Source organism: Mesorhizobium sp. BR-1-1-10, assembly GCF_020165595.1.
Lineage (GTDB): Bacteria > Pseudomonadota > Alphaproteobacteria > Rhizobiales > Rhizobiaceae > Mesorhizobium > Mesorhizobium australicum.
This window is the reverse complement of record NZ_JAIUIL010000001.1, coordinates 585,261-601,591: the sequence shown is the minus strand read 5'-3', so window position 1 is coordinate 601,591 and position 16,331 is coordinate 585,261. Positions and strand designations below refer to the sequence as shown.

Below are 16,331 nucleotides of genomic sequence, written 5' to 3'. Positions count from 1 at the left end.
AGTTCCGTCAGGGGCCAAGAGCCCGCGTGCGCCAACTGATATGCGGCCTCGCAGTGCAAGGCAAGTGCTAGAGACGGTGTGTCGGAATGCTGTTCGAGATCGCGAACGGGTACTTGTAGGGCGACATATTTTTCGGGTCATAGCCACGAGCATGACCATGCACGACCCGCTGTGCCCGTCCAACGCCACCTGTAGCAAGAGGGCAGCCCGGTCGATCAGCGGCCGAGCCAGGATACGGCCCTGGTTGGCCCCAACCCGGATCCGGTCAGTTCGTACTTCCAACAGCAGTTGTTTCCGCCTGGATGCTTGTATCCGCTGCGGGCAAGCTATCTAAGCCCGACTGCGGCAGCGGGATTTCGACCTTCACGGTATCGCCCGGCTCGACGAGGGTTGTCTCCTGGGCAGCAAACTCTTCCGTGCCGCTGTCTTTCGGCCTCACAATCGTGAAGATCGGCTTGGCCCTCGCGGCATTTTGCCTTAGCGCCAGCAGTGCGGGCACTGCAACCTGGGTCTCGCGCAGCAACTGCACCGCGGTGTCGGACTTGCTGGTGACCTCATTGAGCTGCTGTTGTGTCTCGCGCAAGCCCTCGGCAACCTCGCTGGAATGCTGATTGCTGAGGTTGAGGATTTCGATGTCCGTCTTGCTCATCTCCTGCCTGACACGCAGCATCGAGGTCTCGGCCGCCAATCTGTCGCTCTGCATCTGGGCGACGGTCCCCTCCAGCGAGAGTTCCCGCGGTGCGACCGCGAGGCCCTTCTGCACGAGATTCGAGACACCCGCGAGCTCCTTTTGGATGAGTTCGATCTGTTTGTCATGGAAAGTCAGCTGTTGCTCGAGCGAGGCCAGCTCCTGTTGCAGGAAGTCCTTGAGTTCTCGCAGTGAGCGCAGTTGGGTCGCCAGTGCATCCTTGCGGATAACGAAAATCTTGCGTTCCTGGTCCATTGCCAGCGCAACGGTTGCGTTCGAAGCCCTGTCCCTCAGTTCGCTCGGGAAAGCGATGTCTTCACTGCCGGCCAGCTCTGACAGCAACCGCGCTTTGCGCGCGAGCAGGCTGACATTGTTCAAAGCCAGCAGCCCGACATCGCCTTGGCCCGTAATGAACTCTCGTCCAAGCCGAGACACATCGTCCTCGCGTATAGGCAACCCGCCGGCGACCCCGAGCGCCTGCAGTACCGTCAGGCCGGGCCTGTAGGGAAATTCTCCGGATTGCTTGACGTTGCCGATGATATAGAATGGCCTATATTGGGCAATCTCCACGGCCACATCCGGCTGGCGGCCGAGACCCATGTGCTGCATCAGCCGATCGCCTATGGCGTGAGCGAGATCCCCGGGAGCGGAGCCCTCGGCGCGCATCTGCCCAACAAATGGCAGGAAGAGCGTCCCATCGGCACCGACAGTGAAACTGTCATTGAGAGCCGTCCACTCGAAGATGACGTCACGCGATGCGCGCCATTCGTAAACCTTGAGCCTGACCTTGTCCTGCGGCCCAAGCAGGTACTCCGCGGCTGACGCCGGCAGCGGACAGGCAGCAGCTGCCGCCAATGAAATCCCTGCCACTGTTGAAAGCAATTTGCGCATTGTCTTCCCCCGTCGTCAGATCTTCAGGATGTATTCGGGTTCGATTCGCCCCATGGCGATATGCAGGATCGCGAGCGCGTTCCCGCTGAGACGACCCCTTCGGTCGACATATGGCTCGGGCCAAAGGCTCTTTGCGAGGTTGGCTGCAATATTCCTGAACATAAGGGGAAGCGCGAAAGAGGCTGGAACTGTCCCTTTCCTTACCAGGTAGACGGCATTGGCGACCTGGGAGTAGCCGAACCGCTTTCCGCTGACGCGTCCCGTTTTTATTCCAAGATGAACACCCGTGATCGACGTCACGCATACGACGCGACCTCTGGTTCTCATTTGACTTGTGAAGTCGATGTCTTCCTGCCAGCCATAGAGGACGAGGCGCTCGTCGAAGCGCAAATCGCCAACCAGCGAGGAACGGAACGACATGTTGCATCCGTAGGCACCGACATGGTCGACCACGCAGGGTCCATTTGCTGTGTGGCCTTCCGATTCCCTTAGCGCAGCTTCTGCATCCTCCCAGGTAAGACCGGCATTGGTGGCGCCGTCTCTGACGACCCTGCCCATCACAACCGCCCATCCCTCATTTCCAGCAAATGCCTCCTCGACCTGCCCCAGGTATCGAATGGAGGGAACGAAATCGTCGTCGAAGAATGTTATGATGTCGAAACGCCCCAATGCGGGCACAAGAGCCGTGTTGCGTTGGGCAGCCAATCCTTTCGGACCGAAAACACTCGATACCGGGAACGGGCAGCCGTCCGGCAGTTCGATGTGTGTGGCGTCGGGTGCCGACAATATGACTTCATCGGGAGGTCTTGTCTGGCCGCCTAAATATCCAAGCAGGCGAGCAACTTGCTCGCTGCGTCCGAGGGTCGGGATAATTACTGCAAGTTTCATGTTTCTTCCAGGCATCGCTTCCCTGACCCTATGATGACGCGAGGGCTCAAGCAGCCTGCATAAAAGTGGGCTCGACCAACGGGGCCTACCCCCGGGTACCCGCTTTTGAAGTATTTCCCGCAAGCGGCTCACAATCATAAGCGGTAGGGCAAATGCCAGCCGGCAGCAGTCCGTGACCGATCGGACAACTTGCGATCCTCCTTCGACAAAACAGAAACTGAGGCCTCAAAGGGGAAGGGGAGAACCATGCTCCATGAACGCTCTTCCGACCTGGCCATCGCGGCCAAGGTCGAAATGCCGATTGAGGAGTTTCCGGCTGCTCCGGTGTCCGACTTCGACAGATATGCCAGGATAGCGGTCGTTCACGACTGGTGCCCAAATTTCCGGGGTGGCGAACGAGTTCTGGCGCAGATATGCAAGCAATTTCCCAATGCAGAGGTGTTCACACTTTTTGATTTCCTCCCGGCTGAGGTGAAGGAGCAATACTTTCGCGACGTGGAATTTCATGCCTCCGCGGCCAATCGGATACCGATGGTACGGAAATTCTACCGGTCCCTCTTCTTCTTTTGCCCATTTCTGATCGAGCAGTTCGACGTGACCGGCTATGATGCTGTGATCTCGTCTTCGGCGGCATTTTCCCGAGGTGTGATCACAAGACCTGATCAGCCGCATCTGTGCTATGTGCACAGCCCCGTCCGCTATGCCTGGGATGAGCAATTCTCCTACCTTCAACAGGGCAAGCTCGGCTTCGGTCCGAAAGGACTGCTCTACCGCTATATGCTGCACCGTCTGAGGACCTGGGATACGAGAACCGCGCACGGTCCAGACCTGATGCTGGCGAATTCAAACTATGTCCGTTCCCGAATCCAGCACATTTACGGACGTGACGCACGGGTTGTTTTCCCGCCGGTCTCGCTGAAGGAATTGCCCTGCGTAGAGGACAAGGACGACTACTACGTCTCGGCGTCCTTCCTGGCCCCCTACAAGCGCACCGACCTGGTGATCAGGGCTTTCAACGAGATGCCGTCGCGACGGCTGGTCATAGTCGGCGAAGGGCAGCAATCAGCCAGTTTACGATCGCTGGCGGGTCCGAACGTCACATTTTCGGGGTTCCTCCCTCGCAAGGAATATATCGATACGCTTGCCCGGGCGAAGGCGATGGTGTTTGCGGGTTGCGAGGACTTCGGCATCGCGCTGGCCGAGGCGCAGGCCTGTGGGACGCCGCTGATCGCTTTCGGCAGAGGCGGCGCGGTCGATATCGCGCGAGGCCTGGGAGCAAAGTCCGAGCCGACGGGGGTACTGTTCAAGGCTCAGACCATCGAGCACCTCATAGACGCGGTCAAACGGTTTGAGGAACACAGCCACCTCATCACGCCCCAGGCCTGCGGCAAGAACGCGCAGCGCTTCTCGGAAGAGAATTTCGACCGCGCCATGCTGGAGTCCATAGGAGCGGTCCAGGCACTTCACGCGATCATGTGAGTTCACGCAGCCTGACTATGTTGGTTTCTGTATCGATACCGTCAGCAACAGCCATCGCCTGCAGGTAGCGCAAGGCGCTTGCTCTCCAGCTATATGCCGAGGCTCTAGCCTGTCCCGTCCCTATCAACTGCAGGCGCAGGCTCCTGGAATTGCGGAGTTCCATGAAACGGTCGAACCATGCCTGCGGATTGTCAGCGGCAGCATAGAGGGCTGCGTTCCCACAGACCTCTGGCAGGCTGGCGCGTTCGGACACGACAACCGGACAGCCGAGCGCCATTGCTTCGACAACCGGGAGACCAAAGCCCTCTGTTAGTGAAGGAAAGGCCAGGCAAAGCGAGTCCGTCAACAGCGCAGCCAACTCGTTGTCGCAAATGCGTCCGAGCCAATGGATGTTTCGGGCTTCAGCTCTGGCCGATCCTGTTTTGAAAATGGCCGAACCCGCCATGCCGACAACCGCGATCTTCAGTCCAGCTTTGCCAAGGCGGTCGGCCATATCGAGAATGAGATTCACATTCTTGTGGGGTGCGGCGCTGCCGATCATGACGATGGTTTCGCGCGAGGCGGCCAATCGTGTCGCTGCCGAGTGTTCAGCCTTCCACAGCAAGGCATGTTCATGGCCGTTCGGCGCAACGAAGACCCTCCGCTCTGGGACGATGTCCCGCCGGACCAGTTCGCCTAGCGAAAAATTGGAAACTGTCGAAATGCGGCATGCCATCTTGCCGAGGCATGGTAACAGCGCTTTGTAGGAGGTCCTGAAGCCAAGTGAATAGCTTTGTGGGGCATTCCAGACATTTGCATCGTGAATGCACACGATATGCTTGCGCGACAGAACCGGCCCGGTATTGCACAGGCTGAGTAGCCCGCCGCCGCGCACAGAGGCGGCTAGCCGGGTCTGCTCCCATAGATGCCCACCGCTGCTGCCTAGCACGCAACGTTCGATAGAATTGAGCGGTATGTCCGAGCTCCCCGGTGGGCAGTGAAGCCTGAGCTCAAGCCCACAGGTGAGCGGCGCCTGTTCGGTGATCAGCGCGTCCAGCGAACGGACGATCTCTCCCGCATAGCGCTGGACGCCCGTTGTCGGTTGGGAAAGGAAACGTCCGTTTATTGTCCAGTGCCGTGCCATGTCACCCTCTCGATGTTTCTAGTTTTAAACCGCTAGCGCGTGCGGTCACTACGGCCGTTGGGTCATCCAGACGCGCTGAGGGTCATCCAGCCAGGCGAGGGCGAGCGTTGGAACTACCTCAAACGTTTGAGGGCCGCTGCGTTGGCGACGGTGTTAGTCTGGCTGTTGGTCCGGCAAGGTGGAGGAGATGGTGGGCAAATCTGAGTTCAATGCGGCGCCGGCGTTGCAGTCCAGGAACTCGCGCCGGCAGAGCGCCGCCGCGATGGTGGCAAGATCGCTTCCCGACGGCTCGCCGTACCTGATTGGCCATCCTGGCCGGACACCGTCGGACTTCGAGCCGCCCAAGCGGCGGTGGACGATAAACGGCGATTTCACGACGCTTCGACGCAATGGGATAGCGCGTTACGCCCACGAGGTGACGATGGCTCTCGATGCCCTTATTTCCGAAGGGCATCCCTTGGGTCGCGACCTTGAGATCGATCTCGTGGTGCCGCGCCCGCCTGCCGAGGCTCTTCATCTCAAAGCCATCTCGATGCGGATCGTCCCTGAGTTCAACAGGCCTCGACTTCCGCAGTTGTGGGTGCAGGCGCAGTTGCCCTGGCACGTGCCGGGAGGGCTGCTCAGCTTCTGCAACCTCGCGCCCGTCGTGCTGAGACGCCAAATTGCGTGCATCCACGACATGCATACGAGAATGATGCCGTCGAGCTACGCGAGAGGGTTCCGTTGGGCACACCGCCTGATCCTTCCAATGCTGGGCAGGCGGGCCGCACGGATCACGACGGTTTCGCAACTCTCCCGCAGTCATTTGGTCGAGTTCGGGATCGCACGCGAGGAAAATATCGTCGTTACCTACAACGGCAGCGATCATGCCAAGAAGTGGGACGCAACAAGATCATCCCTGACCGTCAATCGGGGCAGGCCATATGTCGTTTGCCTAGGCCGGGGGGATCAAGAATACAAGAACATGGGGCTTCTAGCCAAGCTCGCATCGTTTCTAGATGGGATGGGTCTCGACCTCTGGATGCCTGGGGATATCGACGAGACCACGGTCTTGCGGCACGTCCCGGAAATGCCGTCGAACCTAATCCTTCTTGGGCGCGTAAACGATCACGACTTCAAAAAGGCGCTCGAAGGCGCCCTCTGCTTCCTGTTTCCATCACGGATCGAAGGCTTTGGGCTGCCCGCAATCGAGGCGATGGCCTCGGGTTGCCCGGTCATAGCCTCGACTTCGCCCTGTTTGCCTGAAATCTGCGGAGATTCCGCGCTCTATGCGGACCCGGACGACGTACAGTCATGGGCCGAAAACGTTCGCCAGCTAGCGGTTGACCCGGATTTGCGTAAGCGAATGGTTGGCAAGGGCCATACCCGGGCGAGCAGCTATTCTTGGCGATGGATCGCATGGAAGTATCTCGAGCTTATGATCCAGGTCGACGCGGATTTCGGGGAAGTCTACGGGTAGTCGAACGCAAGTGCAGTTACCCCCAACTGATTGCCGCACAAAGCACATATCAATTCGTTTCATCACGGCACGCATCAACGCCCATCCGAGTGTCCTGTCAGGGAAGTGGCAGTCAAATAGTCATGCCGCCTGATGGCTAGGTCATGGCCTCCAAAGGAGGTAATGCGAAGCTTCCCACCCCCGTATAGGCAAATTGCTTCAACATCCGGTAGTTCCGACAATCCCGATATTGAATGTCGTACAGGGAGGCATGATCGCTATGTCGTTTCGTTTTGCAGCCGCGGCTGCTTTGTTGCTGACAGCATCCGCGCCCGCATCCGCCGATTTGCTCTGGGGCGTGAACGGCCATCCGGTGGTTTCCTACCCGGATGTTCCGATCGAAAGACAACTCGATTTCGTCAGAGATCTCGGCGTCAAATCATATCGGGTCAACATCACGGCGGCAGATCAAGGAGATACCCTTGCGCGACTCGTAAAGGCCGGCAAAGAAAGAGGGATCGAAATACTGCCCGTGATCACGCCGGGACTAGACCTGGACAAGGACAAGCCGGAAGAGCTTTATGGCGAGGCTCGGCAATTGGCGTTCGCCCTTGGGGCCAGGTTCAAGAACGATATCCGCGTTTGGGAACTCGGCAACGAGATGGAGATATACGCCATCATAAAGCCCTGCGAGAAACGCGATGACGGGTCGCAATATCCATGCGGGTGGGGTCCAGCGGGTGGAAACGGAGTGCTCGACTACTACGGTCCGCGCTGGGTGAAGGTGAGCGCCGTCCTCAAAGGCCTGTCCGAGGGCATGACGGCAGTCGACCCGAGCATAAAAAAGGCAATGGGTACAGCTGGATGGGGCCATACTGGCGCCTTCGCGCGGATGAAGCAGGATGGAATCGCCTGGGACATCTCCGTCTGGCACATGTACGGGGAAGATCCCGAATGGGCTTTCCGCGAGATTTCCTCCTACGGCAAACCGATCTGGGTCACCGAATTCAACAACCCCTACGGAAGTCAGCGCAGTGAGCGCCAGCAGGCTGACGGCGTCAAGCAAACAATGACACGGCTTCGCGAACTCCAGGACAAGTACAAAGTCGAAGCAGCGCACATCTACGAGCTGCTGGATGAGACCTACTGGGCTCCAAGCTTCGAAGCCAATATGGGGCTGGTCAGACTTGCCGCAAACAAAGGCAAATGGATAGCAGGTGAACCCAAACCTGCCTATATGGCTGTTCGCGACATCACCCGTGGCCCGCAGCCCCTGCCCAAACCACGCCGGGATTGCGATGCGGGTGCCAAGTTTGCCGACGGGTTCACCTATGTGCGTCAGGTAAATTTTGCCTATTGCCTCGTACTTGGCCATAACGGCGACGCTGCGGAGTTGGATCGCTGGTCGGCAACGCTCGAGAGCGGAGACGCCCGGCTCACCAACGTGATCATGGAAATGATTCGCTCCGAAGAATTCGAGGCTAAGTATGCCACGATTGGGCTTACCGACCGCGCCTATGTCGCGTTTCTTTACCTGCTCTTGTTGGAACGCCCTGCGGACAGCTACGGTATGGAAACCTATACCCGCCAGTTGCGCTTAGGATCAATGACGCGCGATGCCATTGCCTTTGGCATCGTCAGCTCGAGCGAATTCAAATCCCGACATTCTGCCATGCGCGACGCCTCGGATGTGCCCGCGCCCGACTAAGCAGGGCAAAGACGCCGGTTATGGCGGTGGCATTGCAAGTCCATTGCTCCGGCCGCGGCACAAGACTTGAGGCCACCGCCGGCAGGTCCGTCTGATTTCACGGTTGACCGGAATCTGTACAAGCATGGTTGTTTCGCGCCATACCATGGGCCCTGAAGGACGAGATCATCAGGCAGATGCATCACCAGCCGGCCGGGGCGCGAATTTACCAATTCCTTTCGCGACAGTGGCCGCGCCCCATCGGAGTTGCCGAGATGAACGCCGTTCCTTTTTGCCAGGGTCGCAGCACGCGCATTCGCGACGTTGGAACCGCCGTTGCAGCGCTGCCCCCCACTGCTCTTAAGACGGCCGGAGAGACCACGATTGATGAAACCTGGCGCGAGAACCGACACTGTCCTTTGCCCGCGTCGGTGTGAGAGCACCTGCAGTTGGTGCATGATCCTGCAAACGGAATAGATTTGCGAAAACAACCGCGGTGCTTAAGCCGATATTGCGTTTTGGCTCAGACGAGACGCCATTCGAACAATGGCGGAGCGATATTAACAAAAATACGGCCCCCCGGGGCTAATCCCCAACGGGCCGCCTGAAACCACTATCATTCTTGCGCGAGAGCGCCTTCGCCGAAAAGATCGTTCACCTTGTAGGCGACCTCTGTCCTGTTGGTTGCCTTCAGTTTTTTCATGATGTTTCGGATGTGCACCTTCACAGTGCTTTCGCGCAAGTTCAGTTCGTAGGCTATGATCTTGTTCGCCTTACCTCGCCGAAGCGCCTGAGCCACTTCAGCTTGCCGGTGCGTGAACATAGCCGTCAACGGACGCGTCTCGCGGCTGCCTGAATCGATCAGATGCCGCATCGACAGCACGCTGCTGGCCGGCACGAAGATGCCACCCGCCGCCGCAAGGTTGACGGCTTCGACGCAGACGTCAATACCAACAGAAGTCGGGATGTATCCGCGTGCGCCGCATTCAAGTGCTGTTAGTATTTGCCCGAGATCTTCTGTATCAGATAAGATTATTACTGGAACAGAGCTGAACTCAGAAGAGATGGCTCTGATCTCATCTGCAATCCCGCGGTCAGTAAATTTGCGTCCGCCAAGATTAAATAGAATGGCAGCTAGAGGAGGATAAGCCCCCTTCTTTATACGCCATTCTTCGATCAATCCCATGGCGGCAACGGCCATTCCCAGGTCATGATCCTCGAGGGCCGATGCGAGACATTCGCGGTCCAACGCCCTTCCGTCCAGAATAAGGAGGCATTCTCTATCTGCTTGTTCGCTGCCCCTTCTAATGCTGCTCGACGGAGTTTCTGGTTGACTTGCGGAGTCGAAATTATGCAGTCCGTTTGCAGAAATCATACTAGTACCCCAACCCTTGATCAAACACGACGACCTTCTGGCGGCCGACATAACCCCCTCAAATTCCCGGATTTTCTTGAAGTTTTCTGCCCGTCCCGTGAAGGCCTAGCTGGACTTCTTCAGCTTAGAGCGCTCCTCGTTTCCCAAACGCCACCTAGGATTGAATAGTTTATGCTTTACAAGTGGGTGCTAATCTAAGTTAATTTTCCGATAATTTTTTTATTCAAGCCGAGCGAATGTCGCCAGTTGCGCGGGCAACAGGGCCGGCCGATAAGCTCAGTTCATGAACCGAGCATGCAAATAGTCCGAGATTGACTAAGCCGTCATGCTCATTCAATAGGCGGAAGCTGGGCAGGCAGTACTCTGTGGCGTCTTGCCACAAAAGGCTTCGTTGACGAAATGCGTTGCCCAGGACGAACATCGATTTGCCAGCGTCTGCCCGGGCCTTCGCGGTCTGTCTGCGGACACGCGAGACAAGATAGGGGAGCCGCCCGCCCGCCCCGATGGCTCCTCTACCGCTTTGCGGGAGCAGCGCCAGGACGGCGTAGTAGAAATCCGCCTGCCGGCATTGGCTGACAGGCTGATAATGCTCCTGGAATTGACGCTGGACCTCAGGCGTTTCCCTGGGGATCCGTCTCACTCAGCCACCGCCTACCCTTTTCATCGCTGCGGGTCACGGTTTCGAAGGCATCGATCAACTTCTTGGCGGCCTTGTTGGCAAGGTGGGATTCAGGATAATGGGCGCTCACAGCGCGCGCCCGTTCGTAAATTTCCCTCAATTGCATCATCTGCTTAGGGCCAAATGCGCCATGGACAACCTGGGTGGTCATACCGCTTATCCTCCTCAACATGGACCTCTGGAGAACCCACCCCGTTTGCCAAGAGCTCCCGATAGTGTCCCATTAACACGACGTCTCTCGATTGTAAGCAGAGACGTGCCCGCAGTTCTGTGTATAAGTGTGACATTCGCCGCCGTCGAGGCGTTCTTTAGTGTGCGTTTGCCAATTAGCCGTTTGCAGGAAGGGGTAGGCGGGAATCCGCAAGGGCGGCGTCTCGAAAATTCCGGAGGTGTCGGCCCTACGCCGCACGTGCTTCTCTTGCTCAAGCAAATCGCTCCATGCTCGCCATCCATTTCTGGCAGCCCGTTTTACCAGGCTCACCGACAAGCATAACGCCGCGGTGGGGTCTGCCGCTGCTCGGTGCTAGGGCCTCCCGCGGGACACGGGACTACGCCGTTTGGCTCTCTTGCCCAAGCTATGTGCCTGTCGAAAGATGCATCACCGGATAGCGTCTTTCGTCAACGTTACCATGACCAACTGAGAGCGGGGCTCGATCAGCAATGCAGGTTTCTTTACCGGGTCTGCTGGTGTGCGCGGCTATTCTGATCATTGCATACTATTCCCGGGGACTGCTGATCGTTGGGCTGATTGCTTCCCAGGCATTCGGCGCCACGGCCCTCATGACCCTGACTGTTTTGGGTGGGTCATCTCCGCTCATCTACACCGTGTTCGAGGCTCTACTCGTCGCTGCCGTCGCTGCCAGACGACGTATATGGCTTGACTTGGGAAGCGTGTTTGGGAGCATCCGCCCGGTCTGGATCCTTGCGAGCCTCATGGTGTACGCAATCATTGGGGCGTGGCTGTTTCCAAGGTTCTTCGCCGGCCAAACGGCCGTCTTTGTCCAGTCGAAAATCCGCGGCACCGTCGTGGAAGCGTCGCTGGCTCCGGTTTCAGGCAACATCTCTCAGACGGGCTATTTCATTCTCGGTGGGCTCACGACCATTGCGCTTTGCACCCTGTTGCTGCACGCCGACAGGATAGACCAGCTACGCCGTGGCTTCTTCTTGTGGTGCGCCCTGCACGCTGGCATGGGGCTGATTGATTTCGTCAGCAAGAATGCCGGTGTGGGCGACGTGCTCGCCCCGGTCAGAACCGCCAACTATGCGATCATCAGCGACGCGTACGAGGCCGGTTTCGCGCGCATCACGGGACCTTTTTCCGAGGCTTCTTCGTTTGCCGGCGCTTCACTGGTCTGCCTGGCTTTCTCTTACACATATTGGAGAATGACCGGATCGCGCCTTGCCCAGTGGCTGTCGGCCATCCTGATTTTCCTGACCATCCTTTCGACGTCCTCGACCGCCTACGTTGGCCTGACTTTACTGTGTATTCCGGTCGCCCTCTCAATGCTGGCATCAGTTCTCCGGGGAAGAGTCGAACGGGAGGAGATATTGATCACGGTGCTGATGGTGCTGGGCGTGGCCGTTGTTATGGGCGTCAGCCTCTACCGGGCCGACGCGCTGGACCCCTTCGTCAGGCTCATCAACAGCACCATCGTCAACAAAGCCGATTCCGCCTCGGGGCATGAGCGCACCTATTGGAACCTCAAGAGCCTGCAGTCCTTCGTCGACACCAGTGGCCTTGGCGTCGGCTTCGGCAGCTCCAGGGCATCGAGCTGGCCGATCGCGGTTCTCTCCCAGCTTGGTTTGTTTGGGTCTCTGATGCTGGCAATGCTGCTCGGTGTCCTGATCAGGGGCTTGGGCGGGCTCCAACAGTGGGTGGCGCCTGAAACGGCTGCAGTTGCAATGAGCATCAGGAACGCCGCCTTCGCGGGCATAATCGCTAACTCGGTGTCTGGTGGCAGCGCCGACCCCGGCGCCGTGTTCTTCATCGCAATCGCCGTCGTCTCTGCCACCAGGGTCAGCGCCTTGCGCATGGCGGCAGATTTTGAAAGGCGCAATCCCTATCGGGCGGCACAGCCCACGCCTGCTGTCGATGCCGCTACCCCTTTTGGCGCCGAGACGGGCTGAAAATGAAGGCGTGCGCTGGCAGCGGGCAATGCCATTTTGATCTCGCGCGGCCCAGCCCCTTTTTGACCGCCGCCTATGGGCGAGGCGGCAATCCAACGCCCTGGACCCATTTTATGCTCCCAGCAGGAGACTTCTCCAGCCCTGCAGGAAGCTTCGTTTCGAGGCGCGGGAAGCAACGTCGCGCAGCTCGAGGCTGGTCTGCGCCTTTTCGTGAGAACTCCGTAAAAACGCGCGCCGCATCGCCTGTCCGATTGCTGCCGTGTCTTTCGGCGACACTTGTGCGCAGACGCCTTCCACGGCTTCCACCAAGGCACTGTCTTCGGAGACGATGGGGAGAAGGCCCATATGGGCAGCCTCCAAGGCTGGCATGCCGAACCCTTCCAGGAGGCTCGGCAGGACGAATGCCTCAGCGTGCGCGTAGAGCCAGCGCAACTGGCTGTCCGGCACATATCCCGGCATCACAACCCCCGGTATCGAGTTCGCAAGATCAATGATCTTATCGCGGCCCTCGCCTCGCGGACCGCAAAGCACGTATTTGATACCTTGCTCATAGAACCCGGCGTCCCGATATGCCTCAAGCGCGGCCTTCTGGTTCTTGCGTGTTTCAAAGGCGCCAACCGTCAGGAAGAAGGGGCTGTCGATACCAGGAAGGGCTTCCAGGGCTCCGGTAAATAGACCCGTACGCACGTACAGCGGAATCGTGGTGAGGAAGCGGAAGTGCAGCCCGAAGATCGAAACGAAATTATCTTTCGACCAATCGCTGACGAAAACGACCCCGGGTCTGCACCTGCGGATTTTTTCATAAGCGACACGGTAGTTCTCGACGGTTACAGCGTCATAGAGAAAACTATGGCTCAAAGGGCCGACGTCATGGCAGAGCACGATATCTTTTTCGGCCAGCTCCGATCTCAGCACAAAGAGCGGATCGAGAAAGACGCGCGTGTTCCGGTCGGCGGCTTTGCTGCCGATCAAGCAGCGTGGGCTGTCCTTGAGCCAGTTGATTTCCAGCATCATCAGCCGCGCCGCGATCTTGCGGGCCAGGCCTTCGGGAGCGAGCGCACCAAGCCGCCAATACCGAACCTGCGCGTGTTCGGGAACGAACTCCTGACAAAGGTCCTTGGCGATGTGCCAAGCGCCAGTCCGGTTCAATATCGATAGCGAGTTTTCAAAAAGTGGACGGCCGACAGCTGCAGCCACGGGCGGCTCTGCACAAGCCGATGCAAATCTTCCCTCCGCCCTCCGTGGAGCTTGCCGCTTCTCAATTTCCAACAACCGTTCACCTAATGTCGAACCGTCGGCGGCTTTGATCCGATGCGCAGCATCGGAAAAATTGTCGCAAGTTTCAGTTGATTGTCAAAAGCGTATCGGGGGGCAGGTTTTTGTCAACAAAATCACTGGGGAGGAGGCTCCTCTAAAAGAGCAGGTTCGGTCTAACCTTATTGGCTGATAGTTGCGCCACTGAGATTGACCATCCACCTGCAGATTTCGCGCCTCCTTGCGCTCGCTATGTCGGCCGACTGGCATGGCGCAGGTCGACTGCGGGTCAGGGCAGTCGGCGCTCTACCACCTCTGCCATGCCCGCCGCGAGTTCTGCAGCCAGTCATCGATAATTGGTGCAAGAGCGTCATCGTCAGGCCATTGCAAGGGCAGCGAGTGGACACGTATTCAGTCCACCCGGTCGAAGGATGCCAGCCTCATTCGGACTGGCGGGCCGCAGCAGGGGAGGGCGGATATGCCGCCTTTCATTCAGTTCCAGATCAGCGGGCGAGCGAGCGGAGCGAAAGTGGGGTCGTCCTCAGCTAAAACACCCAGGGCCTGGAGGAAGGAGCCTAACCCTTTCAGGCTCCTCCGGGAGCCTGCCGGGATTGTCCCCTCGCGGTCGATCTAATTATCAGCAAAAGATTCAGAACGCCCGTCGTAAGCTGTCATCCAATCATCCGCCGCGCGTGCGACCGCAAGTTCAGTTGGATCCGGCGCTTGAATTCCGTGGGCTTGAGCATAGGCCTCAAAGGTCGCGCACGCCGCCTCAATGTCTCTTTTGTCGGCAAGCGCGGACCGGCAAAGGGCGGCTGCCGCCTCATAGATGGGGCTGCGTCTGCCGGTCCACTCATCGAGGACCTGAACGGCTTCTTGAACGGACGTCACAGGATGGGGAAAGCCAAGCCCCACGAACACGTGAACTGGATGACTGAAGCGGTGCACCGACATTGTAGGAGGCTCCGTTGGGATGGGCTGTGGCCCGACTGCCGGGGATGATTTTTGGACTTATTTGGCAGCCGGGCCGGGGCCATCACTGGCGTGCTTATCTTCGCCGACTATCAGCAACAACACAACTAAACCTTAAGGATAGCCCTTCCGAACGTGGGCCATTGCCTCGATAACCAAGGTGCAGTTCGCGAAGTAAAGTCAAAGGCATTTGCGGTTTTCCTTTCGCGGGTTACGCAGTAGGACTTAAGTCTCATGTCCTAGGTTCCTAAGGTCTAAGCTGGCCGCTTTGGTTCCGCGAACGTCTATGGAATGTTCCTTCGTCGAGTAATCTCGATTAGTGCTCCAGGTAATACGCCGGCAACTCACGGCGGTCCAAGAGGGAGGTCGACTGTTCAGGTTCGGCGGAGCGATACGGGCAGACTTCTCATCTTGGTCAATCAAAACCAGATAACATCGGCGACCCGTTAAGCTCAGCACGCCCTTAAGGCACGGTGGCAGCAATCTACCGCCGAGCGCGGGAACGCCCGCTATTGCGCGGCTCCTTCGGCACTCCGTTAAATTAGACTCGAGGTGGCAGCCAGGCGAGATAATTTCAGCCAGATTATCGCACGCGAGACCGTCAGCACGGCAAAGCGCGCCGGTCTTACCCGACTCCTGTCTCACTTCATGATCCTGCCGCGACCTTTGCCCGGTCCTGGCTCCGCCCGCGATTGAAGTAGTGCTCATTTCCTCCGGGTAGCAGCGTCGCGATAACGCGCCACTCGAAGTCGATGGAATCCTATCAGCTCACGGCGATGCTGAACCAGGCTTCCAGCCCGGGCAAGACCGCCAGCCTGTGACTGAGCCTGCCTTGCCGTTGTGAGCGTCGCGGCCACATACTCACTGCGATTCAGTTTGCTCGAGCGAGGAAGGCAATGCGGACCTCACTCTACGACCTGAGCGAGCCTACCTTCCTGCAAGCCGTGAGACCCTTCCGAAGCGTTCTCGGCCGTGCCGTCACCTCTTTTCAACACCGGTGTCGATCCCAATCGGTTCGTGCACACCCGTCTTTTCGACGAGATGGCGCCATTTCATGTTCAGATCGAAGCGGCGTGGCATCATTCCGTGTTGGGAGGTTGAGGCTCTCAGGACTGGCGCGTTCAGAAACGGCCCTGAGGCCGTCGCCCCGGAGAGATTGACGGCTGCGCGGGCAAGCACCTAGACCTGACATACAAGGCGGCGCGGCTTGGTGCCCACCGATTAGCCGGGGCGCCAAGAAGATGACCCCTTTCCCGATCTCTTTCGCAGCGGAAGCTTGTCGCTTTCGGCGATGTCGCTAAGAAAGCCAATCACCATCTTCGCCTGTTCGGACGTACAGGAATAGAAGCGCCGTTTACCTTCGGTACGCGATCGGACGATTCCGAATTTGGCCATGCCGCTCAAATGCTGTGAAAGGGCGGTCTGGGTCCCGCCCACCAGAGAAACTAGGTCCGACACGGATTTCTCACCATCCATCAGATGAACGACGATCAGCAATCGCTTGCTGAAGCCCAAGGCTGCGAATAGCCGAGAGGCAACGGACATCTGCCGTCGCGAAGGTTTTCCCTTAGAGGGGCGGGTGCGAAGGGCGGGATCCGCTTTGATTTCTGCAAGGCGTTGCCGAACATAGGAGACCAAGGGACGAGCTCCAACAAAGGACCCGATTTGCCTTGGTCATCGAACACTTGTCAACGGTGCAGAAAGCCCGCCTGGACGGCGAGCTTTCCGAG

12 protein-coding genes are annotated in these 16,331 nt (G+C 58.3%); 4 read left to right on the top strand and 8 right to left on the bottom strand.

What is annotated here, in order from left to right; translation table 11 throughout:
• Nucleotides 1–265: 265 nt before the first annotated feature.
• Nucleotides 266–1,579, bottom strand: a complete 1,314-nt coding sequence (locus LB555_RS02710) for a polysaccharide biosynthesis/export family protein (RefSeq protein ID WP_140877044.1) — start codon at nucleotides 1,577–1,579, stop codon at nucleotides 266–268.
• 15 nt (nucleotides 1,580–1,594) lie between these two features.
• Nucleotides 1,595–2,467: a glycosyltransferase family 2 protein gene (locus tag LB555_RS02705; protein ID WP_140793005.1), complete on the bottom strand. Its 873-nt coding sequence runs from the start codon at nucleotides 2,465–2,467 to the stop codon at nucleotides 1,595–1,597.
• A 246-nt stretch (nucleotides 2,468–2,713) separates the two neighbouring features.
• On the opposite strand from LB555_RS02705, the gene LB555_RS02700 reads away from it, so the two are divergent.
• Nucleotides 2,714–3,946: a glycosyltransferase gene (locus LB555_RS02700; protein WP_140877046.1), complete on the top strand. Its 1,233-nt coding sequence runs from the start codon at nucleotides 2,714–2,716 to the stop codon at nucleotides 3,944–3,946.
• On the opposite strand, the gene LB555_RS02695 is transcribed toward LB555_RS02700, so the two are convergent.
• Nucleotides 3,939–5,069 (bottom strand): glycosyltransferase family 4 protein, encoded by a 1,131-nt coding sequence (locus tag LB555_RS02695; RefSeq protein ID WP_224682224.1) that lies wholly within the window; start codon nucleotides 5,067–5,069, stop codon nucleotides 3,939–3,941. The two genes, LB555_RS02700 and LB555_RS02695, sit on opposite strands and share 8 nt — an antisense overlap.
• Nucleotides 5,070–5,256: 187 nt before the next feature.
• Here LB555_RS02695 and LB555_RS02690 point away from each other — a divergent pair, with 187 nt between their 5' ends.
• The gene (locus LB555_RS02690) at nucleotides 5,257–6,528 is read left to right on the top strand and encodes a glycosyltransferase family 4 protein (protein ID WP_224682223.1); all 1,272 of its coding nucleotides are present in this window, start codon (nucleotides 5,257–5,259) and stop codon (nucleotides 6,526–6,528) included.
• Between the two features lie 250 nt (nucleotides 6,529–6,778).
• A complete protein-coding gene (locus LB555_RS02685) occupies nucleotides 6,779–8,215 on the top strand; it encodes a DUF4214 domain-containing protein (protein ID WP_224682222.1) in 1,437 nt (478 codons plus the stop codon).
• Nucleotides 8,216–8,810: 595 nt separating this feature from the next.
• On the opposite strand, the gene LB555_RS02680 is transcribed toward LB555_RS02685, so the two are convergent.
• Nucleotides 8,811–9,569, bottom strand: coding sequence for a response regulator transcription factor (locus tag LB555_RS02680; RefSeq protein WP_140793011.1), 759 nt, complete (start codon nucleotides 9,567–9,569; stop codon nucleotides 8,811–8,813).
• A 611-nt stretch (nucleotides 9,570–10,180) separates the two neighbouring features.
• A complete protein-coding gene (locus LB555_RS02675; protein WP_140793013.1) occupies nucleotides 10,181–10,399 on the bottom strand; it encodes a hypothetical protein in 219 nt (72 codons plus the stop codon).
• Nucleotides 10,400–10,908: 509 nt separating this feature from the next.
• Here LB555_RS02675 and LB555_RS02670 point away from each other — a divergent pair.
• Entirely contained in the window at nucleotides 10,909–12,375 is a 1,467-nt protein-coding gene (locus LB555_RS02670; RefSeq protein WP_140877049.1) for a hypothetical protein, read from the top strand.
• A 111-nt stretch (nucleotides 12,376–12,486) separates the two neighbouring features.
• On the opposite strand, the gene LB555_RS02665 is transcribed toward LB555_RS02670, so the two are convergent.
• The 3 genes from LB555_RS02665 to LB555_RS02655 all read right to left on the bottom strand — a co-directional run bounded on the left by LB555_RS02665 (nucleotide 12,487) and on the right by LB555_RS02655 (nucleotide 16,239).
• Entirely contained in the window at nucleotides 12,487–13,572 is a 1,086-nt protein-coding gene (locus LB555_RS02665; protein WP_140877051.1) for a glycosyltransferase, read from the bottom strand.
• A gap of 687 nt (nucleotides 13,573–14,259) precedes the next feature.
• Nucleotides 14,260–14,583 carry a DUF982 domain-containing protein gene (locus LB555_RS02660; protein ID WP_140877053.1) on the bottom strand — a complete coding sequence of 108 codons (324 nt, stop codon included), beginning with the start codon at nucleotides 14,581–14,583 and terminating at the stop codon, nucleotides 14,260–14,262.
• Nucleotides 14,584–15,822: 1,239 nt separating this feature from the next.
• Nucleotides 15,823–16,239 (bottom strand): ArsR/SmtB family transcription factor, encoded by a 417-nt coding sequence (locus LB555_RS02655; RefSeq protein WP_140793021.1) that lies wholly within the window; start codon nucleotides 16,237–16,239, stop codon nucleotides 15,823–15,825.
• Nucleotides 16,240–16,331: the final 92 nt, after the last annotated feature.